Genomic DNA, 22950 nt, shown 5'->3' with positions numbered 1-22950 from the left:
CTCAGCGCTCGTCCGCGCCAGCCAGACGGCCACCGTGGAGCACCACTTTTTCTGCAAGCCGCGCGGCAACCCGTGGGCTGTGAGTGACCATCAATAAAGTGGTGGGACTGTCGTCGAGCAACTCCAGTAATAGCGTCAAGACCTCATCGCTGGTGGCTTCATCGAGGCTGCCGGTGGGTTCGTCGGCCAGCAGCAGTTTTGGCTGGGACGCCAGGGCCCGGCCCAAAGCGACCCGTTGCTGCTGGCCGCCGGACAGCTGTTCCGGATAACGCCGCAGCAAATCAGCCAACCCCAGACGGTGCACCAGATGCGCCTGCCAGCGCGGATCATGCCGCCCCGCCAGTCGCGCCTGGAAGGCCAGATTGTCCTCCACGCGCAAACTGCCGATCAGGTTGAACTGCTGAAACACCAGGCCGATTTCGGTCCGCCGCCAGTTCGCCAGTTGCCCTTCGTTCATCTGTTCCAGCCGATGCTCGCCGCTGCGGATACTGCCGCGATCGACCTTGTCCAGCCCGGCAATCAGGTGCAGCAAAGTGCTTTTGCCACTGCCCGACTCACCCATCAGCGCCAGGCTGCTGCCGGGTTTCAAGGTGAGGTCGACACCTTGCAGAACCGGTAATGGGCCCTGAGGAGTGGCGTAGCTTTTGAAGACGCCTTGGACCGATAGCATGGGGAAAACCGTTCGATGTGCGTGGAGCAAGGATAGCGGACGGCAGCAGTACCGCGAATAGGCCGGTTCAGAGACCCCATAGCCCACACACTTTAGGGAAAAAACATACATGACCAAGGAAATGTCTGACTGTTCATTTGTATCCATATGGATACATTTGAGCAATGAATTATCTTATTCAACAAACCGCAAACCGCAAACCGCAAACCGCCGACATCAGGCGGGCGAGGAGGTTTAAACATGAGCCAGACTTTGACTACTTTCGATATCGCGACTCTGTTGGACAGTGACGAAGCCATCAGCCATTACCTTTCGCAAGTGCTCGCAGACGGCGACAACGAAGAATTTCTTCGCGCTATCGGCCACGTGGTGAAAGCGCGTGGAATGACACAGATTGCCAAGGATTCGGGTATGGGCCGCGAAAGCCTGTACAAGGCCTTCGCACCAGGTGCAAAACCACGTTTCGATACGGTTCTAAAGGTCGTACATGCCCTTGGCATTGATCTCTGCGCGCAGCCGGGTCATTTAATCAATCACTCGACTCACTGAGAGTCTCTTCTGACTCGACTGCTCGCTTCACTGCCACCCACGTAAAACACAACGGCAGCTGCGCGGTTTGCTGCTCATATCGATCATAGAGTTCCTCGCGGTTGGAATGCGGGTACTCCTTGAAGTGGCTGATCTGCAATCCGGCCTCGATCGCCCCCGTGAAGATGGCGCCCAGGGTGTGGACGAACCAGTAGGACGAAGGCGCCGGCTGGTCGACTTTGCCTTCGTAGACGATCGGCTGATCCTGCACGAAGGGTTCACTGCGAAAGTACGAGCTGTCCGGCCGATACGGATCGGCTGACTCGGGGTCGAACATTTCCAGGAAAGGGTGGGTTTCGTACACCACCAGGCTGCCACCGGGCTTGAGGGTTTGTGCGACATGGCGGAAGAATTCGGCGATGTCCGGCATCCAGTTCAACACGCCAATGGTGATCAGCGCCACGTCGAAACGGCTGTGAAGCTCCAGCGGCAGATGATGAATATCAGCCTCGATGAACTCAGGCGCATGGGGCGAGCGTGACGCCAGCTCACGCGCCTGATCGAGGAAGGCCTCGGACTGGTCGACGCCCACGACGCGGTGGGCACCCAACGCAAACAGCGAGATACTTTCGCGCCCGTTGTTGCAGCCCAATTGGACGACGTCCTTGCCGTCGACACCCACATGCTCCAGCAAACTTCGGAGGGTGTCGTCCAGACAGCAAAAATCCCCATAACCAACAGCTGTCAAACGGGCCTGCCATTCAGGGGTGTCTTTGTGGTGTCGGGCGGAATCATTCCAGGCATCGCGGTTGCTGGCGATGGCTTTTTCTTTTGACGGCATTTCCATTGCGCGCTCCAGACTGGGATCTTGATTGACCGGCACGAGTCTAGATCAGGGTTTCGAAGAACCCCATCGAGTCTTTGTTCAAATCTTGTAATCCCGGCATCGCCAACGCGTCCCCGTACGGCAGCTATAGTTAATGACCTTGGGGAAATGCGGGAACAACCGATTTCGCAGGTGTCGCCATGAAAAAAACCGATCTGACGCTACTGTTCGCCCTCTGCCTGACCGCCACAACCGGTGCTCACGCGGACGACAGCCTGACCCCCACTAGCGATTACAGCAGTGAGTTCAACTATTACGGGGCCGACCAACCCTTTGCTCACCCCGTACCTCCGTCCCTGAGCACGGAGCCCCCCGGGTCCTACATCCCGACCGCCCCCCAAGATTTCATCCCCATCTCGAGCCAGCATGAGTTCTACGACTCAAGATTGCCGACGGTAGCGGATGCCACTGTGCGCGTGTTCATCCGATCTTACGATCAGGAACACGGTGTCTACGTGAACGAAGAAGTCCTCGACCCCACGTGCCTGCTCGCGTGCCTCAGCCGTCAGGGGCCAGTGATGCAATAGGCCTACCACTGGCGTCTGTCCGGGCGCGCGAGGCCGAGTTTTTCGATCCGGTAACGCAGCATGTCGCGGCTCAGGCCCAGCAGTCGTGCGGATTTGGTGACGTTCCAGTCGGTCCTGTCCAGCATCTTGCGCACCATGTCGCGCTCCACTTCCGGCAGGTTCATGGACTCGGTGCCGTTGTAGACCGGACGCGGCTCGCTGTATTGCGGCTCTTGCTGAAACACCAGCGGCTCATCCACCAGGCTCAGGCACACATTCAACTGATGGGCGGCGATGGTGTCGCTCTGGGCCAGCAGCACGGTTTGCTCAAGCATGTTACGCAACTCGCGCACATTGCCCGGCCAGCTGTAACTGAGCATCAACGCTTCGGCCTGGTCGCTGAAATGCAGGTTCGGTTTGCCATAACGTTTGCCGTGGGTCGCCAGGAAGTGCCGGGCCAGCAACAGAATGTCTTCGCCACGGGCATACAGGCGCGGCACCTTGATCGAGATGATCCGTAAACGGAAGAACAGGTCGCGGCGGAACTTACCCTGCTGGACCATGTGTTCGAGGTTGCAGTTGGTGGCGCTGATCACCCGCAAATCGACCTTGCGCTCCTTCACCGAGCCAACCCGGCGGATGGTCCGGTCCTCCAGCAACTTCAGCAGTTTGGCCTGCAGCAACAGGTCCATCTCGCCGACTTCATCGAGAAACAGCGTTCCGCCATCGGCCGCTTCCACCAGCCCGACGCGGCGGTCCTTGGCGTCGGTGAAGGCGCCCTTCTCATGGCCGAACAGTTCCGACTCCACCAGGTTGGACGGAATCGAGGCGCAGTTGAATTCGATGAACGGGCCTTTGGCACGCGGGCCATCGAAGTGCAGCGCCCGGGCCACCAGTTCCTTGCCGGTGCCGGTCTCGCCTTCCACCAACACCGGCGGCAGATCGGTATTGGCCATGCGCCGTTCGGCGTCGAGTAACTGGCCAATGGTGCTTTTGAGGTACTGCATCGGTGCCGATTCGCCAATCAATGCCTGCACCCCTGACTTCTGCGCTTCGCGCTCCTGATAGAACGACAGCGTGCGTTCCATTCGGTCGGTGGCCAGGGCCTTGTCCAGCAGCAGTTTGAGCTCCGGCAAGGCCACCGGTTTGGTGACGTAATGGAAAGCGCCCTCTTTCATCGCCACCACGGCGTCTTCGACGTTGCCGTAGCCGGTCATCATGATCACTTTCAGATCCGGCGCGCTGATGCGCAGCTTCTGGATCAGGTCGTGACCGCTCATGCCCGGCAGCGAGTTATCGGTCAGCACCACGTCAGGGACAAAAGTGCCCAATTGCTTCAGTGCATCCTCAGCCGAGTGGCAGACCGTCACCTCGAAGTCCTTGCGCTCCAGGTAGGTCTGAATATTCTCGGCGAGGAGTTCGTCATCCTCGACCAGCAGAATGCTGTGCTCCATATTCCCCTCCCGTTGCCACTTTAAAATTGAGACAGACCCGGGTTCCTTCCTGCTCGCGGCTGGTCAGTTCGACCGAGCCTTCGAAACGCTCCATTATTCTTTTGACCAGGGCCAGGCCCACGCCCAACCCTCCTTGTTTGGTGGTGAAAAACGGCTTGAAGGCCATTTGTTGCTGCTGTTGGGTCATGCCCTTGCCGGTATCACTCAGGGTCATGCGCACACTCCCGGGCTGCGGCGTTCCGATATCGATACTCAGCACGCCGCCCTTGGGCATGGCTTCCAGGGCATTGGAAAACAGGCTATTAAGAATTTGCGTGAGCAGCACCTGTTGACTGACGACCGGCGGACAACTGTGAGGTGTGAAACGCACTTCGACGTTGGAGCGTTTAATCAGCGCGTCGAACGCACTCAGCGTGTCGTCGATGACCAGCACCAGGTCTACCGTTTCGTAGTCGTCGTTCATGGGTCGCAATGACACCAGCAACTCGCGAACCCAGCGCGACATGCGATCGACCTGACTGATGATGTCGCCGATGTTCTTCTGCGCGCTCTGACTGGCGATTTCCTGAGCCAGTTCGGCGCTGGAACGAATGTTGGCCAACGGATTGCGCAAGCTGTGAGCCACTGCCGAGGACATTTCCCCCAGCGCCACAAAGGTCTCATTGTTGATCAGCTGTTTCTGCTGGCTCTGCAGCAGCCTTGCCGCACGCCGCACAATCCAGAACAGCCCGAGGTAGATGGCCAGACCGCCGAGCAAGGTTGCCAGCCAGATAGACTTGAAGCCGCGCTGAATGCGTTCCACCAGGTCCACGGGTTCCTTGTAGATCTCCACCATGGCGATCACTTTGCTCTTGTCGGCATTGAACATCGGGATGTAGTTCTCGATGAACAGGTATTCAGGCTCACGCAGCAGTCTCTGCTCGGGACGCTCCTCATCGATTTCGTGGTAGCTGGTGGACACTAGCGCCTTCATTTCGAAAGATTCGTCCAGTTCTTGGTCATCTTGAATGCGCACGCCAATCAGCTCCGGGTTGGTCGACCAGACCACGGTGCGGTCCAGGGCGTACACCGTGGCCAACAGAATGTCCGGCAGATGCTTCACATGATCGAGAAACTCGATGCGCGAAGCCGCGCGGGAGGCTGGGTTCACGTCGGGATAGGCGTTGTCCTGGCGCGGGTCGAGCATTTCACCCATGGTTCTGTTCGGGGCAATCGCGGCATGGCGAATTTCGGCATCACCAATGGCCTGGATGAACTGCGCGGTCAGCATCGAATCGCGCTCGATGCTCTCGTCGACCACGAAGCGCGTGGAAATGTAGCCCAACCCCAGCGCCACGGCGGCGATGATGAAAAAGCTGCCCAGGGAAAACCAGCGCAGCAAATTGAACTGTCCTCGCCAGCCCTTGCCTACTGCTGCCGACGTAACCGGCGCAGGTACTTTTTTTTGTTGTCCTGGTATCTGCATAGGACCTTCCCGGATGCCTTGCATCAAGCCTTTTCAGCCGTGTGTCGGATCAGTGTAGGTGGCATTGATCGAGACTGACGGCGCCAATGATAGTATTTCGCCGCTATTGCGTTTGCGCTGCCTGTAGCGGTTGCTGACGATCGGTTTCTTCTTGCAAAAATCCCATAATTGACTGCGCAGCGTTCTCATCGAGACGCAGGTTGGGCATGGGGATTTTGTCGAAACGTTCAAACAGCTCCATCGCGATCGGGTCCTTTTCCGCCAGCATGCGGTCCGGCTCGCGAATCCAGCGACTCAGCCATACCGGATCACGCTGGCGAGTGACGCCGATCAGGTCCGGGCCGATGCTGCGCATGCCGATGCCCTGCCCGTCCATCGGACCCAGGCTGTGGCACGACGCGCAACGGGTGCGAAACAACTCTTCGCCATTGCTCGGCGGACGGATCTCGGGCGCATCGGCATAACTTTCTTCAATGCTGGGCTGTTTCCAGTTCTGCAGCGTGTTGGCCAACTGATCGGCCAGAATCCACGGATTTTCGAAAGGCGAAGCTTTCATCCAGCGGCCTGTGGTCTGGTTGCCGACGATCAGGCTCAGGTTGTGATCCTTGCTGCGGCCGTTGTCGACGCCTTCGATGAACAGACCGAGCTTTTTGCGCAGGTCGGTGACGGCATCGAACTCCCCGGTGAGGAACTGCCAGCCTGGCCCGACCTTGTAGCGCTGCGCGTAGGCTTTGAGCACTTGCGGTGTATCGCTCAACGGGTCGATGCTGATCGAGTAGAAAAAGATGTCTTGGCCGACCCGGTCCCCCAGCAACTGTTGCACCTGGCGCAGGCGCGCGGTTTCCAGCGGACAGGAGTCGCTGCACGTGGTGAAGATGAAGTTGATCACCACCACTTTGCCCTTGATCAGGTCATCGAAAAAACGCACCTGCCGACCGTCCTGATCGGTCAGCAAGGTGTTGGGGAAGTAATCGCCGCCCCAGGGTGTCGCCGATTCCGTCGACGACGGTGAACCTTCATGAGCGAGTAGCAGCCAAGCGGCCAGCACACAGGTGACCAGCGGCAAAATCAGGTGCATGCCCAGGGCGCGGGAGCGCGGCGTACGTGATGTCATGTCGGCTCCCCTGCGGATCATGGTGTGACCTCTGCTTTGGTGCCGTGGCCGTCGCCGGTGCGGAAGGTTGGCAGCGCGGCGGAGTTCACGTAGCGCACGCCATCCCAGCTCGGCAGCGGAACCGGCATCAACTGCAGTTGCCCCGGTTTCTCAATGTCCCACCGCAACAACATGGAGTTGTCCTCATGTTGCGTGTTGTGGCAATGCTCCATGTAGGTGCCGGCGAATTCGCGAAATTGGATCGCAATCTCGACATTGTCCGTACCATCCTTTTCCGAACCGACGCGATACACGTCCTTGCGTGCCCATTTTTCCCATTCCGGTGGTGGCTTGCCGCCACGGCTGAGGATGATCCCTTCCTCGAAGTGCACGTGCACCGGGTGGCCCCAGCCCGTGTCATTGCCCTTGATGAGCCACACTTCCAGCGTGCCGAAACCCGTGACGCCGGCGTCGGTCGGACCGCTGGCCAGTTTGGTCGAAACGTTCAGGCGGCGCGGGTCCATGCGATACCCGAAACCGCCGTCGGTCTTGACCGTCCAGGGCGCTTCATCGGTGCCATCGGAACGGCCGAAGGTAAAGGTGCGGTGGCGGGCTTTGGCCAGCAGCGCCTTGTCGGCAGCATTGTCGCGGTGAATCTTCAGCGGGATCATAAACAGGCCTTCAGCCTTGCCCGGTTTGGCCGGCTCATAAGCGGCCGGGTCCATGGCCAGGTCCTGACCGGTGTAAGCCTTGACGTTGAGTTGCAACACCTTGCCTACCGCCGGATCACCATCCTCCCACTTTGGCCCCTTGCTGGTTTGCTTGATGATCGCCCGGTATTTCTCGGACAGCACGTCAGCCAGGGCGACGGGTTCTTCCGGACCCTTGCCGTCTTCGTGCACCAGCAGGTTGACGAAGAACAGCTTGTCGCCCGGTTTGATCCCGTTTTTCGAGAAGTTAACGATGATGTCGTGACGCTCGGCGATGCCCAGGGTTGGCAAAATCGCGTTGTGGTTCTGTTTGTCACCGTCGGCATCCAGGTCCATGCTGCCGTCGAACGGTACGCTGTGTTCCATGATATTGCCGTCGTTGGCAATCATGTGGAACGGCACCCGGGCATACGACACGCCCGACCCGGCAGGCCCTTGGAACTCACCGGTGGTGCCCTTGATCTCGCGCACCAGCGCCAGTTTGAAGTAGCGCGACACGGAACCATTGAGCATGCGCAAGCGATAGCTGCGGGCGCGCACATCCAGGGTCGGTTTCCACTTCCAGTTGACCAGCACCTGGTCACCGAGGAAGCCGTCAGTGTTGAAGGGGTTGAACCACAGTTGACCGTTCTTATCCCACGCCTTGTCCGAAAACATCAGGTTGACGTCGTAGTCGCGGTTACCCCAGGGCAAGGCGCTGCCGCTGGGGAGGCGCAGGTTGACGCCGTCATTCACCGATTCATTGCCGCGGTCCAGGGCGCTGTAGTAGTTCATCGCCGCCGCGTTGCCCTTGTAGACATTCTGTGCGGTGAAATCGAGCATGTGGTCGTGGAACCAGTGGGTGCTCATGGTTTCGCGCCAGTCGCCGCGGATCTTGATCGTGCCGTTGTTGCAGGTCTTGCGGCTGGGGTTGAGGTCGTTGGTCCACAGGGTTTCGCCCGGCGAGCACGGAAACGCTGCACGCGGGTCTGCAGCCGTGGTGTTGATGCTGTCGTAGCCCGCCAACTGGATCGGCCAGCGATAGTCGTAAAATTGCCCCGGAAAGAAAAACGCGTTGGCATAACCGTCGCTTTCCGCCGGCACGTGGCCGTTGTGTTCGTGGGTGGTGATGGTGTGCAAGCCAAACCCCATGTTCGCCGACGGGTCGATCGGCAAGCCGTTGTAATGGCGCATCAACAGTGGTTGCCCATAACGCACCATGAGCAATTTGGGCGGCAGGGTGCCGTCGAAGGTCCACAGGGAATTGTGTTTCTGCACCGGCATTTTCGGGTGCAAACGCGGTTCAACGCCCTTGGCGGTGCCAGCGGTCGCCGGCACGCCTGCCACATTGTAATAGAGGCCATTGGGGCCAAACTCGCCCATTGCATAGCGGTGCATCTGACGACTGTCACGCAAACCGGTATTCACCCGTGCGCCGGTTTGCACGGTCTTGTAGGCCACCTGCGGGTAAAACTCGTTCCAGCGCTGGTGCGACCAGCCTTTTCCTGGCGGACGGCCTTCCGCCGACGAGCCGATACGGCGGTTGAGGAAAAATTCAATCTGCTTCTGCCAAGGGTTGCGGTCGACCACGTTGGAATACTGGCTCGGGAACGGGGTCAAGCCCGGTTGACGCAAGAACGCGTCGAGCGCCGCACTTGGCGGGGCACTGCGAGCGACGCTGGTGGGGTCTTGTTGCGGTAGCGGACCGATGGCGGCGGGTGGAAACGGCAACAGTGCCGCCGGTGTCGTGGGGTCGAGTTTTTCCAGACCGAATTCTTCGAACAGCATCAGCGGCTGAGTGAACGGCAGCGCACCGTACAGTGGGCTGGGTTTCCCGTTACTAGGGTAATTGAAACTGGTCTGTAGCGCTGGCGGCAGGATGTTTTCCTGGAGCGGGGTTTTTCGGGTGCCTTTGACGCCACCCGGCAAATCGAAGGAATCCAGGTTAGCCGGGGGCATGGTCAAAATAGCGTTCAAGGCGCCTGCTTTGTCAGCCGGTTCGTCGTGGTACGCCGAGGGGTCGGACGGTTCGGGCTGTCGCTCATCGTCGATCGGGCTGGCCTGTAGAGTCGCTGTGCCTAGCGTCATAGACAGAAGGACGCTCACACGCGTCAGGTCGAACCATTTGAACGGATACCGCGCTTTTCTGTCCATTACCAGCCGCCTCAAAGTCGTGAAGGGGTAATGGGGCTCGTGCAAGGACCTCGCCAGATTTGTAACGGTTTTGTACAAAAGCATTAAGACTAATAAAACAATGGCTTATCAACATCAATTTGCCATGACCGGGGAAACGACTGGGGAATGGCACCCGCTAACGGGGAAAGTTTACCCCCGTTTTCAGGGGACCAAATTGAACGATAGACGGACACTCGTGCCCTCGCCTTCACGGCTTTCCAGGGTCACCGTACCGCCGAACCGCTCCATAATCCGCTTGACCAAAACCAGCCCGACGCCGAGCCCGCCTTGCTTGGTGGTGAAAAACGGCCGGAAGGCCATGCTGCGCTGTTCTTCGTTCATGCCTTTGCCGGTGTCGCTCACCACCACGCTGATGCCATGGGAATCGGTCGGCTCCAGCGTGATGGTCAACGTGCCGCCCTTGTCCATGGCTTCCAGTGCATTGGCCAGCAAACTGTTGAGGATCTGCGTCAACTGCACCTGCTGGCTCAAGACCATCGGCGTCAGCTGCGGGTCGAACACCACGTGGACCGAGGCTTTTTCGATTTGGTGCTCGAAAGCCATCAGACTGTCATGCAGCGCCGCCACCAGATTCACAGGCTCAGCCTCGTCGTTGAGCGGGCGCAAGGACTGCAGCAGCTCCCTCACCCACTTCGACATGCGATCCACCTGGCCGATGATGTCGTTGATGTTCTTGTGGGCCGGGCCGCTGTCGAATTCCAGCGTCAGTTCGGCACTGGAGCGGATGGTCGCCAGCGGATTACGCAAACTGTGGGCCACCGCCGACGACATCTCGCCCAGGGCGACAAAGGTTTCGTTGGTGATCAGTTGCTTTTGTTGCGCTGCCAGCAGAATGGCCGCCCGGCGTACGATCCAGTACAGCCCCAGAAAGATCAGCCCGCCGCCCAGTGCAGTGGCCAGCCAGATCAGGACCAGACCGCGCTCCATGCGGCTGATCAGGTCCTTGGGTTCCTTGTAGATCTCGACCATCGCCGTGACTTTGTCGCCGTCGGCATCGAACAGCGGAATGTAGTTCTCGATGAAGATGTATTCCGGGGGCGTCACGAACTTCTGTTCCATGCGGTTCTTGTCCACATCGTGATAACTGGCCGACACCGGAATTTTGGAAGCAAAGGCTTGATCCAAGTCTTCGTCGGCATGGATCGTAGTGCCCATTAACGCCGGGTTGGTCGACCAGATCACCCTGCGGTCGGGGGCGTAGATGTTGGCCAGGATCACGTCCGGCAAGTGCTGGATATGGTCGAGGAATTCGCCTCGGGCATCGGCTCGGGCCAGCGGGTCGACGTCGGAAAAGTCCTTGTCTTTGCGCGGATCGAGCAGTTCACCCATGGTCCGTACGTTAGGAATCGACACATGACGCACCTCGGCCGAGGCAATCGCCTGAATGAACTGGGACGTCAACAATGCATCGCGCTGCACGCTCTCGGTAATCACGAACCGGGTGGACACCGCCCCCAACGCCACCGCCACCGTGCCAATCACCGCCAGGCTGATGAGCGAAAACCAGCGCAGTAAATTGAACGGTGGCTTGCGCGAGCGCAGGTGAATATCACCCTCCTCGTACTGGAGTGTTTTAGTAAGCATGTCCATGGACGTATCCCGGCGATTCCCCTATAGGGTTATAGCCCACTCATGGCCGTTTGCCTGACGTTGGGTCTTGTCCCTCCACTTCCCCTTATCCCCATCTACCCCCAATGCTGGGGACAGTGGCCCGTTCCCAAAACCCGCAATCTGAAGCCGTTAGTGCGTGACACGCCCTGACTCGGGCCTCTGCCGGCCGTAATTCGCCGGTTGGTATGGAAGTTGCCGAACGACCTCTCAACTGACCCGTCTCCATGGGCAGGCATTTTGATAGAGGGCTTAACTCATGCACCCTTTACTGTCCAAAACCGCGGCCGCCCTGGTCGTTAGCGCACTGGCCCAAAGCGTCGCACAAGCGGCGCTTTTTGCCGTAGACCCCGGCCCCTATGTACCCGCCAACGGCTCGTTCGCCGCCTGGTATCAGGATACTCACGGTCGAACCCTCGACCTTTGCCTGTCCAAGGCCGTCAGCTCGCGAGTGCCCAGCGCACCGGGCGCGCCGTCGTACATGTGCAATTTGCTGCCGGCTCCCGGGGTTTTCGACGACACACAACCGCTCGTCTTCCCGACCAACTTCCCCGATGAGGCGTTCTGGTTCACCGGCGACGGCACCATCGTCGACGCAGCCCGAGGTATCGACCTGACCTATGTCAGCGCCGTTGAAGCCGCCTTCAGCGGTGGCGACCCCGTCGAAGGTGACCAGATCAGCTTCGCCCGCATACGCATGCGTATCGATATACCGACCGCGGGCACCTACGTCATTACCCACCCCTACGGCGTCGATGTCTTCAACGTCGACACTCCAGGCCGGAGGGCGATCAACATGACCCGAGACATCGGCATTGGCGTGCCGAAGACCTACGACGGCGCGCTCAAAGGTGACATTGGACCGTTCCTGCGCAGCGTCAACGGGCCCTACACCGAAACCAATCCGATCACCGGCTCAGCCGAGCAATTCGTCGGCGATCCGAACGTGGTGGAAGCCTTCACCGGCAGCCCTTTCAATACCAACTACATCCGCATTGAAGGACCCAACGGGCTGGATTTGCGCACTACGGTGATGGCCATCTCCGGCAAGTTGTCGACCGTGGCCCGGCCGACACCCATGATCGCCCAGCGCAGCACCTACTCGCGTAAACCCGGCGCCAGCGCTCCGGTGGCCCAGCAAGACGTGTTCGTCCTGGCCCCGCCGCCACCGGCCAAAGTGACCCTGGACAGCAACAACCCCCTGTTGAACTTTTCCGAGGCCGACACCACCGGCAACTGGTACGCGCAGTCTTCGACCAACCCGAGCTTGCCGAGCACTTTGCAAGTGACCGCCGACAACCACCTGGCCATCGCTGGCAGCACGCCGACCACCTTACCCATGCCCCTGACTGACATGGTGGTGATTTCACGTGTCGAGTACAGCCTCAGCACCGGGCAAATAACGGTCGTGGCCTCGACCAGCGACGAAACTTCGCCACCGGTGCTCACTGCCACCTCTGGCACGGGTGTCGCCATCGGCGCCCTCAGTGGCGACGGCGCGGTGAAAAGCCTGGCCACCGGCATCTCACCTATTCCGCCGGCCAAAGTTCGGGTGACGTCATCCAATGGCGGCAGCGATACCGAAGAAGTGGTCATCGTGCAATGAACGCTCACATGCCCAGATCCTCATCAGGAGGCATCATGAACAATTGGCCACGCCTGGCACTTAACGCCTTGGGACTGACTCTATCGCTGTCCGGCAGTGCTTACGCGCAACTCGCTGCCGTCGACCCAGGTCCTTATACCTTTGCCTCGGGGAAATTCCCGATCTGGTATCAGGACAACAATCTGCTGTCGATGGAACTGTGCCAATCCCGAGCCACCAGTTCGCGGGTACCGGCTGCCACGCCACCGGCCTACATGTGCACCCTGCTGCCGGCACCGGGCATTTTCGACGACACCCTGCCGATGGTGTTCCCGGATAACTGGCCAGACGAAGCCTTCTGGTTCCTCGCCGGGACGAACATTCCCAACAATGCCGCTGGCTATGGAATGGACGCCTACGTGGCCGGGATAGAAGCAGCTTTTGCCGGCGGGAATCCGCTCGATGGCGATCAAATCAGCTTTGCGCGGATTCGCATGCGGATCAATGTGCCCGTCGCCGGGACCTACACCATCACTCACCCTTATGGCGTGGAAACGGTCAACGTCACCACCCCCGGTCGTCGCGCAATCAACCTCACCAGAGACATCGGCGTCGGTGTGCCGGGAGTTTTCAACGGGGCATTGAACGGTGCTATCGGACCCTTCCTGCGCAGCGTCAACGGCCCCTACACCGAAGTGAACCCGGACACCGGCGCGATCGAAACCTTCGTCGGCGACCCGAACCTCACCGAACAAGTCACCGGCAGCCCCAACAACACCAACTTTGTGCGCATCCAGGGCCCGGCCGGGACGATCGAGAGCAACCTGTTCACACTGGCCGGCAAAGTCCTCGACAATCGTGCGCAAACCCATATAGACCTTAGCCGTGCAACCTACCGCCGCACTGCCTCGGGCACCGGTACCAGCACCCGGGTCGAAGTCTTTGGCAAAGCGGACAACAGCTCTACCTTGTGCTTCCGCGAAACCGTCGCCCTTGTGCCAGGCCCACCGCCTACGCCATGCCTGACCAACATGGTGGGTGACGGCACAGGGTTGTACTTCGGCCAGCGTCTGTTCAGCGGCCTCGTGCCTCCGGTCGTGGTGCTCACCGCCACCAACCCGGCCGGTACCACTCGCCCTACGGCGGTATCGAGCAAGCTCACTGACGTGGTGAAAATCCAGACTGCTCACTACAACTGGAGCAATCACAGCCTGCTGATCGAGGCGACCTCCACTGACGAAGTGGCAGTGCCAGACATGGTCGCGCAGGGTTACGGACGTCTGTCGAAATCCGGCACCTTGCAACGCCTGACCATCGCCGACCTGACTCAGCCACCGGCCAGCGTCACGGTCAAATCCGCGGCGGGCGGCAGCGATACCGAGCTCGTCGTAGTTGTCGGGACCGCACCGGATACCGGCGAGAACCAGGCGCCGATGACCGTTGCCGATACCGGCAGCACCAGCTTCGGGGTGCCCATCACCCTCAACCTGTTGGCCAACGACAGTGACCCGGACGGCAACACGCCACTGAGCATTACCGCGCTGACCCAACCGGCCGCCGGCCAAGGCACGGTGGCATTGAACGGAGCGGCATCGGTGGTCTATACCCCGCCCGCCGTGGTCAATGCACCGCTGACCACGACCTTCACCTACAAGGCTCAAGACGTCAAAGGCCTGGCCTCGACCGCTGCGGCGACCGTGACCATTACCGTTGCGCCTAACCAGTCTCCGGCGGCGGTCGCCGACAGCATCGCAACCCTGGGCGTGGCGGTTCCGATCAACGTGCTGGCCAACGACACCGATCCGGAAGGCAACGTGCCTCTGGCCGTCGCCAGTTTCACCCAACCACCGGCAGGTCGCGGCACCGTCAGCAGCAACGGCACGGTGATCACCTACACCCCACCGGCCACGGTCACGACGGCCTTCACCACGACCTTCACCTACATCGCCCGGGACAGCTTCGGCGCCCTGTCGACGTCACCGGCCACGGTCACGGTGCAAGTCTCGCCAAGGCCTGCTGCGGAAACTTTTGCGGTGACCACGGCAACGGTGTCGGCCCGCTCCAATAACCGCTTCACCTGGGACTTTGCGGGCACCTCATCGGTGACCACCGGTAACACCATCACCGTGCAGGTCACCACCCCGACCGGGCTGGTAACCCTGGGCACCACCACGGTGCCGGTGACCGGGCGCTGGCGGTTGACGGTGAGCAACAGCACCACGGTGATTCCGTCGGCTAATCCGACGGCGACCATCCGCTCGTCCCAGGGCACCGTGCGCACGGTGTCGGTGATCTCCAACTGAGCCCTTGCCCCACCCGCCGATTCGGTGGGTGGGGCCGGCCTCTTCCTAAAGGACGCCGCCATGAAAACGTCGACCGCCGCCCTGCTCTGCCTGCTTCTGCTCTGCAGCAGTGCGGGCGTGCGCGCCGACGATTTGATGGAGAACGACGACCTGGCCCCCGGCGCCGACCTCGGCGAGTTACCACCACCGATTGGCCAGCAAGCACTGATCGATCAGAACGGCCAGGCCAACGTTGCGCTGCTGCAACAGAACGGCCAGTCGCTGCTCGGTCGCATCGTCCAGTCGGGCAGTAATCAGGAAGCCTACATCCTGCAACAAGGCAGCGACCTGATGGCAATGATCACCCAGCAAGGTTCCGGCAACGCCGCCTCGATCACTCAGACCGGCAGCCACAACCGCGCGCAGATTTCCCAGAACGGCAACAACAACGACGCCAGCATCGACCAGGCCGGTACGGGGCTTTCAAGCGCCGTGACCCAGTCCGGAAATGGCATGAGCGTTTCGGTCAAACAATACCGCTAAAGCACTGCACCATTTGGAGGTTTCATCATGTTTAAACTGACGCCCCTCACCGCCGCCATCCTGGTCATTGTCAGTGCCCAGGCGATGGCCGACGACAGCGTTTCCACCCAGGACCAGCTCGGTACCGCCAACGTCGCTGATGTGAAACAGACCGCGGCTCCATTCAGTACCGCCACCCAGCAACAACTTGGCCAGGGCAACGATGCCGCGGCAGTGCAAGACAACGCCACGGGCACCATCACCCAAGATCAACTCGGCGACTACAACGCCGGTTACGCCGAGCAACTGTTCGAGAACGGCAGCACCATCACCCAACGACAGGTCGGCAGCGGCAACTCCAGCCATGCCAGCCAGTCGATCGGCATGGGCGGCAACGAAGCGCTGCAACAACAGCAAGGCACCGGCAACTTCTCGTTCATTTATCAGGACAGTCAGGAAGGCACCTCCGGTCAAACCTTCCAGTTTGGTGACAGCAACGAGGCCAATATCGAACAGATCCAACTGGGCACTGCCAACGCAGCAGTGATCATCCAGTACGGCACCGCCAACTACGCCACCGCCGAACAGATCGCCCACATGGGTGGCCAGATCAATCTCAACCAGGCGGGCGAAGGCAACTACGCCTATGGCGACCAGCGCGATGGCAACGGCGGCACCGTGACCATCAACCAGTTCGGCGACTTCAACGGCGCCGAAGTCTGGCAAGGCGGGCAAACCGCCAGCGAGGCCACCGTCAACCAGTACGGGCAAACCAACGAGACCGTGGTCGACCAAAGCTTCGGCGAAAACAACAATGCCCAGGTCCTGCAAGTCGGCGACGTCAACGCGATCTATGCCGACCAGTTCGACTCCGTCGGCTCGGTCCTGGCGCTCTATCAACAAGGCACCGGCAACGTGCACTTCACCTATCAGAGCGGCGACAGCCATGTGCTGAACGCCACCTCCGTGGGGACTGAAAACAAGGTCTACGCCAGCGACTGGAAAGGCCCGCAACTGGGCGGCCAATTCGGCAGCAGCCAGCGCGCAACCATTACCCAGGCCGGCAACAACAACACCGCCAGCTTCAAACAAGACGGCGTCGGCCACATCATGACCACCAGCCAGACGGGCACCGGCAACAAAACCACGGTCAAACAGGCTGAAAATTACAACGAGCTGTACTTCGACCAGAACGGCAGCGACAACATCCTCATCGCCGACCAGCGCGGCACCACCAACCTGGCCCAGGGCACTAGCACCGGCATCGGCAACACCACCAACTTCGACCAGTCCGGCACCATGAACGTGGCCTACGTCACTCAGGGCGGCACCGGCAACATCGCCAGCGTCACTCAGAGTGGCATGACCCAGACTGCGACCGTGCAGCAGTTGGGTGCTGACAACAAGGCGACTGTGCTGCAGCAATAATCGCGCTGCATAAAAAACCGCGGCCCTTGGAGGGTCGCGGTTTTTTGCCTGTCCCGGTTGATCGTTCTCACGCTCTGCGTGGGAATGATCGATGGTACGGCTTACGCCTGCGGATCGATGTTATCCAGCGCCCGATTCACCGCCAGGTCGGCCAGCATGATGACCTGCTGGATGCCCAATAACATGCTGCGCTGTGGCCCCTCCACAAACACCGCGAAATCACTGGCCATGACACTCGCCGAAGCCAGCGATTCACAGGCGTGTGCCAACAGGCTTTCGGTGTCGATGTCCGGGGCGATGACGAACATCGTCCTCGGTTTGCGCTCGGGTATGTCTTCGTGGGGATTGAGGTAATGGTCGAGGGCGCGGTCGGCGGCTTCGTGGAGTTTTTTTGAATCGGGTGACGCGTAGGGGGAAACGGTGTCGGTTCCTGGGGGATTGGGTGTGGCTTTGAACATGGTGAAGCTCCTTTGGAAAATAGCGCCACCAGAACCTGTCGCTAAACAAGTAAGGGTGGCGACTGTATGCAGGTTAGCGAACCGGCCAAAGGCACCCGGTAGACCCGAAGATCTCCCGCATACAGCCACCATAACGTAATTGCAGACATCAAAAGTCAGCAAGAAAGTCTGGAACGCTGATGCACTTTGAATAGTCCGGGTCGCTAAACCCGGCCGCTGAATTCAGCGGCCCGGAAACGATAAAGACCAGATACAAAGCGTACAAGCCGGCGGATTCTGGCGTAGTCGTAGGCAACGGCGCAAGGATCTGTAGCTTTCAGGAAGTAACGCTAAACGCCATTAAACACGCCCCTCGAATCAGCACATATTCCCTGTTGGACTGGGTCCATCTGCAAGAGACTGGTCGGCTGTCAGGCCGCAATCGCAGGCAGGCCAATAACCTACTGACAAACCACCCTCCCCCAAACACCGAGAAAAATTCGGACTTCCCCTACAAGCCAAACCGAATCCCCCGGCATCCACCATTGAGCCCTATCGCCAAAGTGCCCCGTTTCCAAGGACCGGGCACAAAGCGTGACCAAACTCATCCCCCAACACCAACTCGCCGGCCAGAGCGGCCAAGTACTCGACAACCATCAAGCTGCCGATGCGCTTCGTCAGGCCCTGAACTACCCATACGACTTACAAGGCTTCGACGACCTGCTGAATGCCGTGGGCGCCAACCGCTCCAACTACATGCAAACCGCCCACCAGCAAAAACTGATTCAGGCCGTGAGCAACGGCGTTTGGGCGATAGTCACACCTCGCGTCAATACGGATAACGGAGGCGGATCATGGAACGGTTTCAAAACCAAACCCGCCCCCCCCGGCGCAACATCTGGTCGAAGATCACGCCTTCACGCAGCCCAACCGGCCGAGTCGGGCTTTCATATTGTTGAAAAGGCCATGAGTCTTGAGTCGTCGGAACGCTCACTTTACGAGAGTTCGCCAAGCGATGCGTTACGTCGCGAATTTCGTTCGCTCAATCGCCATCTCGGCGAAAGGGTGAAACCGGGGCAAATGGTGATCTTCAGCGATCCACGGCACTACATGTGCCGGCGTGAAGAGGCGCAGATGATGATTGCTGCCGAGAAGGTCAACGAGGCGCTCAAGGATCTGAGTGATGAAGAGGCTTCGTTTATGGTTGAACACCATGAGGTTATAGAACCGTTTCTAGGTATCTCTTCAGGTGGACTAGGCGTGGCGTCGTTTATGGTCGGTCGTCACTGGAAGACCTCGGAGACACTCTCAAAGAATTGGAGCGCTTACATCAAGAGCAGTACCGACAACATCGTCATCTTCATTCACCAGAGTTTTTTGCTCGACGCAAACGCCTGATGGCGAAACTGGACGCCGGTTTCGGGCCTTTGGTGCGTAAGGGACTCGGGCTCGCAGATCATCCTAAGCTCAAAAGAGCGTTGGGGCTTTCGTCTCGCAAAACTATTCATCATTGGAACAAAGCAGGTTCTCCAACGCAGTTACCGGGTTACGCAACGAACATCTCGGCAGTCTCTCAAGCCGCTAAATATATGAAGGTAGGTGGTTACGTGGCGATTGCTCTGGGTGCAGGTTCAGCCGCAATGAAAATTAGCGAGACTTGCCGCAGTGGGCGCGAAGAGGAATGTCGTCAGGTGAAGTTTGTGGAGGGCTCGAAATTGTCTGGCAACGTTTTGGGTGGCATAGCGGCAGGCCGACTGGCCCCGATGGTTGCCCCTGCAACATGTGCAGCCATTGGCGCTGGAACGGCAGGGCTAGGTGGACTCGTTTGTATGTTGGTGGTGAGTGGGGCTGTGATCGCCGGTACTGCAGACGGGGGGGCAGTTCTCGGTGAAGTTGCCGGCGAAATGCTTTATCAGGTTACCGCTCCATGAGTCGGCATGACTGGGCGTTTTTGGCATCTTGTTTACTTTGGGCGGCAGTGATGTTGGTGAACACAGCGGTATCGGTATACGCCGCCTACGTCAAAGCGGAGGAATGCCAGGCGCACTTTGTGAAATCGAATCTGGTCGAGCAATACCGATTTAAACCGTCCGGCAGTTTCTTGAGCCGGCTAGGAAGTATGGGAATGGTCTATTCCCTATTGGTATTCAAGTATCAGCGCCGTTTAGATCCCGTCTCAATTGAAGAAGTGAAGACGTTTCCTGCACATCTGCGGCCTTGGATCGTAATTCCTGGTCATATCAATCTATTCTGCGTTGTCTGGATGTTTGCAATGTGTGGTTGGGCCAGATACACGGGCCTGGTTTAGCCGAGCCTAGGTGAGGGAACTGACCGAGGTGTTTAAAAGAAATTTAACGACCTGCAATTACGAATCGAATTCAGGTTTTGAAAAGCACAAGATCAACTCCCTCTCCCTCTCCCCCTCGCCCCTATGGGCCGGTCCGACGTTTCGGGAGGGATCGACGGGCGGCGTTCCGATGAGGGGTGGATTTAAAGCACAACACAAACCCACAGCCGTAATCCACCACTCAACAGGCCGAGCGTTAGCTCGCCTGCAGCTCTTGATCTTGATCTGCCCGCCCCTTCGGGAGGCTGAGTGGAGGTGTTCATCTGGGGGCAGGCGCGCAGCGCCGTTCGACGCAGTCGAACACATCGAGAGGAGGTTGAAGCGAAGCCAACCGGAGGCGATGCCCCCAGATGAATGCCGGAACGAAGGAACGCCGAGCCTAAGCGAGGGGCCGGACGCTGGGGCGAAGCCTTTTGGTTCCTTTTTGGCGTTTGAAAAAGGGACTCGCTGTAAAAGCGAAACCATTAGCGGCCGTTACCGCAGAAATGGATATGTACACCTGAAAGAAATAGGTCGGCAATCAGGTCGCCATCGCAGGCAAGCCAGCTCTCACAGTTTGGTCAGGTTACATCTGCCAGAGCTTGGTCGGCTATCAGGCCGCCAAGATCAAAAGATCAAAAGATCAAAAACCAGGTCGGCCCGAAGGCCGCCTCGGTTCACTCTTCCTCACCCTCAGGCACAACCTTGTTCTGAGCCAGGTAGCGGTCAAGCGTCGCATTGTTGTCAGCCGAAGAATTATCCCCCGCCACCTGCCACAAATTCCGCTCAATCCCCTGCGCCAGCAAATGCCCAACGGCCGCCTCGATCGCCGACAACACACACAACTGCGCCGGTTCGTTCGTGGTGTACCCCACCTCAGCCTCCAGCAACTTCTTGAACTCGATAAACTTGAACACCCCGGCACTGCGCCCAACAGAGTAGATAGTCTTGCTCGTCATCACATTGGCCAACACCTGCCCACTGCGCACATCCACGGCACGAAGGTTCACCGACACCTGATCCACCCGATACTCCCGGGAAATGTCGATCCCCAGATACCGCGCCCCTTCCCCGCCACTGCGCACGTTGGTGTCATAGGCAATAATCCCGCCCTCCAGCATCAAATTGGCAGCCTGCAACGGCGGCAACTCGCCCTGGATATTCACCGGCGTATTGGGCTTTTTCTGCGAGGCGCGAATGATCTTGCGTTCGGTCAACAGGTTCTGCAGCCCTTCCCGTTCCAGCACCACAAACCAGCCACTGGCCTGCAACGCATCCATCAACATGCTGGCCGCGCCCTGGGTCACGCTGGTGGAAAACGAACTGGCCGGGGTCGGTTTGTACTGCCCGGTCTGATCCCGGAAGCCATACACCACCGCCATCAACCGGCCCTTGGGTCGTGGCATGTTCAGCAAGTCGTAATAGGTCGACGCCCGAGGTGTCAGGGTCGGTGATTCGGTGTCCTGCTCGGCCCCCATCGGCTCGCGCAAACTGCACCCTTGTAATGCCGCCAACATCAGTCCTAGCGCAATTATTTTTTTCATGTCCTTAACTCCCCATCGACCCAAATCCCCGTCAAGGGGCCAGGCCATTCACCTGGATTTCGGAAACTTCACCGGTCGCTCGGTCGGTCACTTCAATAGTCAGTGCGCCGGAGTCATCGATGACGTTCACAACAAAAGCGTCGGTGGTCAGGCTCCCGGCATTGCCCGCGGAGATGTTGTCCATCAACTGGCCTAGCAGTCGTGATTGCAGCTGGCTGGTGAAACGCTCCAGGGCCGAAGCGCCGGCCACGGATGCACGGTCCTTCAAGTCCGGGTCGTCGTAGTCGTTCTGCGCCTGGGCGTTGTTGAGCAACCAGGTCCCGTTCAACGGGTTGCCGCCAAACGACGGGTTGATGGGTGTGTAGACCAGCTCCGTGGCCTGGACCAGCCCACAGCTGCCCAACCCTAGTAACCACATGCCCGTGCGTTGCGAGAAAGCTCCAATGTTCATAGTTCGTCCCTCTCAAGGTCGGTGGTGTCCTGCAACAAGGCTTCCAGCTTGCGCTGGACGATCTGCACGCGGACGAGATCGGCAGCCTCATAGGCCTCGTCCTTCAACTCCACGGTGTTCGGCGGCAGGAAGCGCCGATAAACCAATCGTTGCTGATATTCCACGGTCACCAGGCTGCCCCAGCGTGCCGAAGGACGTTCGCGCACCACCAGGTTGAAGTCCATCGGGCTGGTGGCGCGCAGGCGTTCACTGAACGAGTAATAAAAGTCGTGGCCGATGTGCGAGATCGTGTCGTCGACGATAAAACCCAACATTTCGTCCTCTTCAGCGGCCGACACGAAGGACGTCATCAGCATCAGAACCAGGGCCGGTAGCCAGTGTCTGTTCATGGCATCACCGCCCCAACGCCTGAGGCGTTTTTGGAGGGGCCTTTCGGCGCGGACGCACCCTCGAGGAAGGCCTTCTCGGCGACGAACTGCCAGTCCTTGTAACTCGCCATGCCGGTGAAGTCCGACCATTGCGTGGGGAAATCCGCCTGCTTGAGCGGCGTGTCCGTGGAGGGGCTGTTGAGGCCGGTGATGCGCCCGTCGAAACCGCGCATCAGCGTCCATTCGCCACCCCCGATCGGGTCCGGGTACAGGTTGCGCAAGTGGTGTTTGGGCGACGGAAAACGCTCGTCCTGCAACAGGTCCGCCAGTTCTTTTGGGTACTGAGCCAGGCCAGGTGAACTGCGGTAGTAGCTGCGCAATGCCTGGGCATATTGAGTACCGACCCAGAGCAACTGGCGTTCACGATCACGGCGCGAGGCGGTGGACCACAACTCGCCAGCGCTGGCCAGGCCCAGGCCCATCAACATGATCAGAAACAGCACGCCCAGGTAAGTGAAACCGGCCTCGTTCGAAGGCTTACCACTCCGAATACAGGCTGCCATCACGCGCCCTCCCTATGGCTCCGCTTTTGATATCGGCGACCCCACCCGAGACGCCGTCAGGCGGCGCCACCAGCACCCAAAGGTCTTTGCGTTCAGCGATCGGGTCCATCGGCGGGTTACGCAGGTAACGCTGCTCGACCAGCTGCTCGATGGAATCGGGATAACGCCCGGTGTCGCCGTAGTAGTGATCCAGTGCTTCGCGCATGGCCGACAGGCTCTGGCGCAGCGTGGTCTCTTTCGAGACCTCGAGGCTGTTGAAATAACGTGGCAACGCGATGGTCATCAGGGTGGCGATGATTGCCATGACCACCATCAGTTCCAGCAGGGTAAACCCCTTTTCCCGACGCAT

General features: G+C 59.4%; 21 protein-coding genes. 8 read left to right on the top strand and 13 right to left on the bottom strand.

Annotated features, from left to right (window positions below; translation table 11 throughout):
* Position 1: 1 nt before the first annotated feature.
* Positions 2 to 670, bottom strand: coding sequence for an ABC transporter ATP-binding protein (locus QK293_RS22545; RefSeq protein ID WP_282381227.1), 669 nt, complete (start codon positions 668 to 670; stop codon positions 2 to 4).
* A gap of 240 nt (positions 671 to 910) precedes the next feature.
* On the opposite strand from QK293_RS22545, the gene QK293_RS22540 reads away from it, so the two are divergent.
* Positions 911 to 1219 (top strand): addiction module antidote protein, encoded by a 309-nt coding sequence (locus QK293_RS22540; protein WP_282381225.1) that lies wholly within the window; start codon positions 911 to 913, stop codon positions 1217 to 1219.
* Here the strand turns inward: QK293_RS22540 and QK293_RS22535 are convergent.
* Positions 1200 to 2045: a class I SAM-dependent methyltransferase gene (locus QK293_RS22535; protein WP_282381223.1), complete on the bottom strand. Its 846-nt coding sequence runs from the start codon at positions 2043 to 2045 to the stop codon at positions 1200 to 1202. The two genes, QK293_RS22540 and QK293_RS22535, sit on opposite strands and share 20 nt — an antisense overlap.
* A 179-nt stretch (positions 2046 to 2224) precedes the next feature.
* On the opposite strand from QK293_RS22535, the gene QK293_RS22530 reads away from it, so the two are divergent.
* Positions 2225 to 2611 carry a hypothetical protein gene (locus QK293_RS22530; RefSeq protein WP_282381221.1) on the top strand — a complete coding sequence of 129 codons (387 nt, stop codon included), beginning with the start codon at positions 2225 to 2227 and terminating at the stop codon, positions 2609 to 2611.
* Positions 2612 to 2613: 2 nt separating this feature from the next.
* Here the strand turns inward: QK293_RS22530 and QK293_RS22525 are convergent, their stop codons facing one another.
* The 5 genes from QK293_RS22525 to QK293_RS22505 all read right to left on the bottom strand — a co-directional run bounded on the left by QK293_RS22525 (position 2614) and on the right by QK293_RS22505 (position 11077).
* Complete coding sequence (locus tag QK293_RS22525) at positions 2614 to 4044, bottom strand: sigma-54 dependent transcriptional regulator (protein WP_282381219.1); 1431 nt, start codon at positions 4042 to 4044, stop codon at positions 2614 to 2616.
* Entirely contained in the window at positions 4013 to 5509 is a 1497-nt protein-coding gene (locus tag QK293_RS22520) for an ATP-binding protein (RefSeq protein ID WP_282381217.1), read from the bottom strand. The genes QK293_RS22525 and QK293_RS22520 overlap by 32 nt, the downstream gene beginning before the upstream one ends.
* A gap of 103 nt (positions 5510 to 5612) precedes the next feature.
* Entirely contained in the window at positions 5613 to 6623 is a 1011-nt protein-coding gene (locus QK293_RS22515; RefSeq protein WP_282381215.1) for an SCO family protein, read from the bottom strand.
* A gap of 17 nt (positions 6624 to 6640) precedes the next feature.
* The gene (locus tag QK293_RS22510; RefSeq protein ID WP_282381213.1) at positions 6641 to 9445 is read right to left on the bottom strand and encodes a multicopper oxidase domain-containing protein; all 2805 of its coding nucleotides are present in this window, start codon (positions 9443 to 9445) and stop codon (positions 6641 to 6643) included.
* Between the two features lie 183 nt (positions 9446 to 9628).
* Positions 9629 to 11077: a HAMP domain-containing sensor histidine kinase gene (locus QK293_RS22505; protein WP_282381211.1), complete on the bottom strand. Its 1449-nt coding sequence runs from the start codon at positions 11075 to 11077 to the stop codon at positions 9629 to 9631.
* A gap of 277 nt (positions 11078 to 11354) precedes the next feature.
* Here QK293_RS22505 and QK293_RS22500 point away from each other — a divergent pair, with 277 nt between their 5' ends.
* From QK293_RS22500 to QK293_RS22485, 4 genes are read left to right on the top strand one after another with little or no spacing between them, the layout of a single operon-like run.
* Entirely contained in the window at positions 11355 to 12701 is a 1347-nt protein-coding gene (locus QK293_RS22500) for a hypothetical protein (protein ID WP_282381209.1), read from the top strand.
* A 35-nt stretch (positions 12702 to 12736) separates the two neighbouring features.
* Positions 12737 to 14983 (top strand): Ig-like domain-containing protein, encoded by a 2247-nt coding sequence (locus QK293_RS22495; RefSeq protein WP_282381207.1) that lies wholly within the window; start codon positions 12737 to 12739, stop codon positions 14981 to 14983.
* A 60-nt stretch (positions 14984 to 15043) separates the two neighbouring features.
* A complete protein-coding gene (locus tag QK293_RS22490; protein WP_282381205.1) occupies positions 15044 to 15505 on the top strand; it encodes a curlin in 462 nt (153 codons plus the stop codon).
* 27 nt (positions 15506 to 15532) lie between these two features.
* Positions 15533 to 16912: a curlin gene (locus QK293_RS22485; RefSeq protein ID WP_282381203.1), complete on the top strand. Its 1380-nt coding sequence runs from the start codon at positions 15533 to 15535 to the stop codon at positions 16910 to 16912.
* A gap of 101 nt (positions 16913 to 17013) precedes the next feature.
* Here the strand turns inward: QK293_RS22485 and QK293_RS22480 are convergent, their stop codons facing one another.
* Positions 17014 to 17370: a DUF6124 family protein gene (locus QK293_RS22480; RefSeq protein WP_282381201.1), complete on the bottom strand. Its 357-nt coding sequence runs from the start codon at positions 17368 to 17370 to the stop codon at positions 17014 to 17016.
* A 573-nt stretch (positions 17371 to 17943) separates the two neighbouring features.
* On the opposite strand from QK293_RS22480, the gene QK293_RS22475 reads away from it, so the two are divergent.
* Together QK293_RS22475 and QK293_RS22470 are read left to right on the top strand one after the other, a co-directional pair.
* Positions 17944 to 18747 carry a hypothetical protein gene (locus QK293_RS22475; protein ID WP_282381197.1) on the top strand — a complete coding sequence of 268 codons (804 nt, stop codon included), beginning with the start codon at positions 17944 to 17946 and terminating at the stop codon, positions 18745 to 18747.
* On the top strand, positions 18747 to 19280 hold the full coding sequence (locus tag QK293_RS22470; protein ID WP_282381195.1) for a hypothetical protein: 534 nt from the start codon (positions 18747 to 18749) through the stop codon (positions 19278 to 19280). The genes QK293_RS22475 and QK293_RS22470 overlap by 1 nt, the downstream gene beginning before the upstream one ends.
* Positions 19281 to 20352: 1072 nt before the next feature.
* Here the strand turns inward: QK293_RS22470 and QK293_RS22465 are convergent.
* From QK293_RS22465 to QK293_RS22445, 5 genes are read right to left on the bottom strand one after another with little or no spacing between them, the layout of a single operon-like run.
* Complete coding sequence (locus QK293_RS22465; protein ID WP_282381193.1) at positions 20353 to 21219, bottom strand: CsgG/HfaB family protein; 867 nt, start codon at positions 21217 to 21219, stop codon at positions 20353 to 20355.
* Positions 21220 to 21250: 31 nt separating this feature from the next.
* Positions 21251 to 21670: a curli assembly protein CsgF gene (locus QK293_RS22460; protein ID WP_282381191.1), complete on the bottom strand. Its 420-nt coding sequence runs from the start codon at positions 21668 to 21670 to the stop codon at positions 21251 to 21253.
* Complete coding sequence (gene csgE / locus QK293_RS22455; protein WP_282381189.1) at positions 21667 to 22059, bottom strand: curli production assembly/transport protein CsgE; 393 nt, start codon at positions 22057 to 22059, stop codon at positions 21667 to 21669. The genes QK293_RS22460 and csgE overlap by 4 nt, the downstream gene beginning before the upstream one ends.
* Positions 22056 to 22601 (bottom strand): type II secretion system protein, encoded by a 546-nt coding sequence (locus QK293_RS22450; protein ID WP_282381187.1) that lies wholly within the window; start codon positions 22599 to 22601, stop codon positions 22056 to 22058. Before QK293_RS22450 ends, csgE begins: the two co-directional genes overlap by 4 nt.
* The gene (locus tag QK293_RS22445; RefSeq protein ID WP_282381185.1) at positions 22576 to 22950 is read right to left on the bottom strand and encodes a type II secretion system protein; all 375 of its coding nucleotides are present in this window, start codon (positions 22948 to 22950) and stop codon (positions 22576 to 22578) included. The genes QK293_RS22450 and QK293_RS22445 overlap by 26 nt, the downstream gene beginning before the upstream one ends.

It is taken from the genome of Pseudomonas sp. AL03 (assembly GCF_029960815.1).
GTDB lineage: Bacteria > Pseudomonadota > Gammaproteobacteria > Pseudomonadales > Pseudomonadaceae > Aquipseudomonas.
The sequence above is the reverse complement of the archived record's forward strand: the minus strand, read 5'-3'. Positions and strand labels throughout refer to the sequence as shown.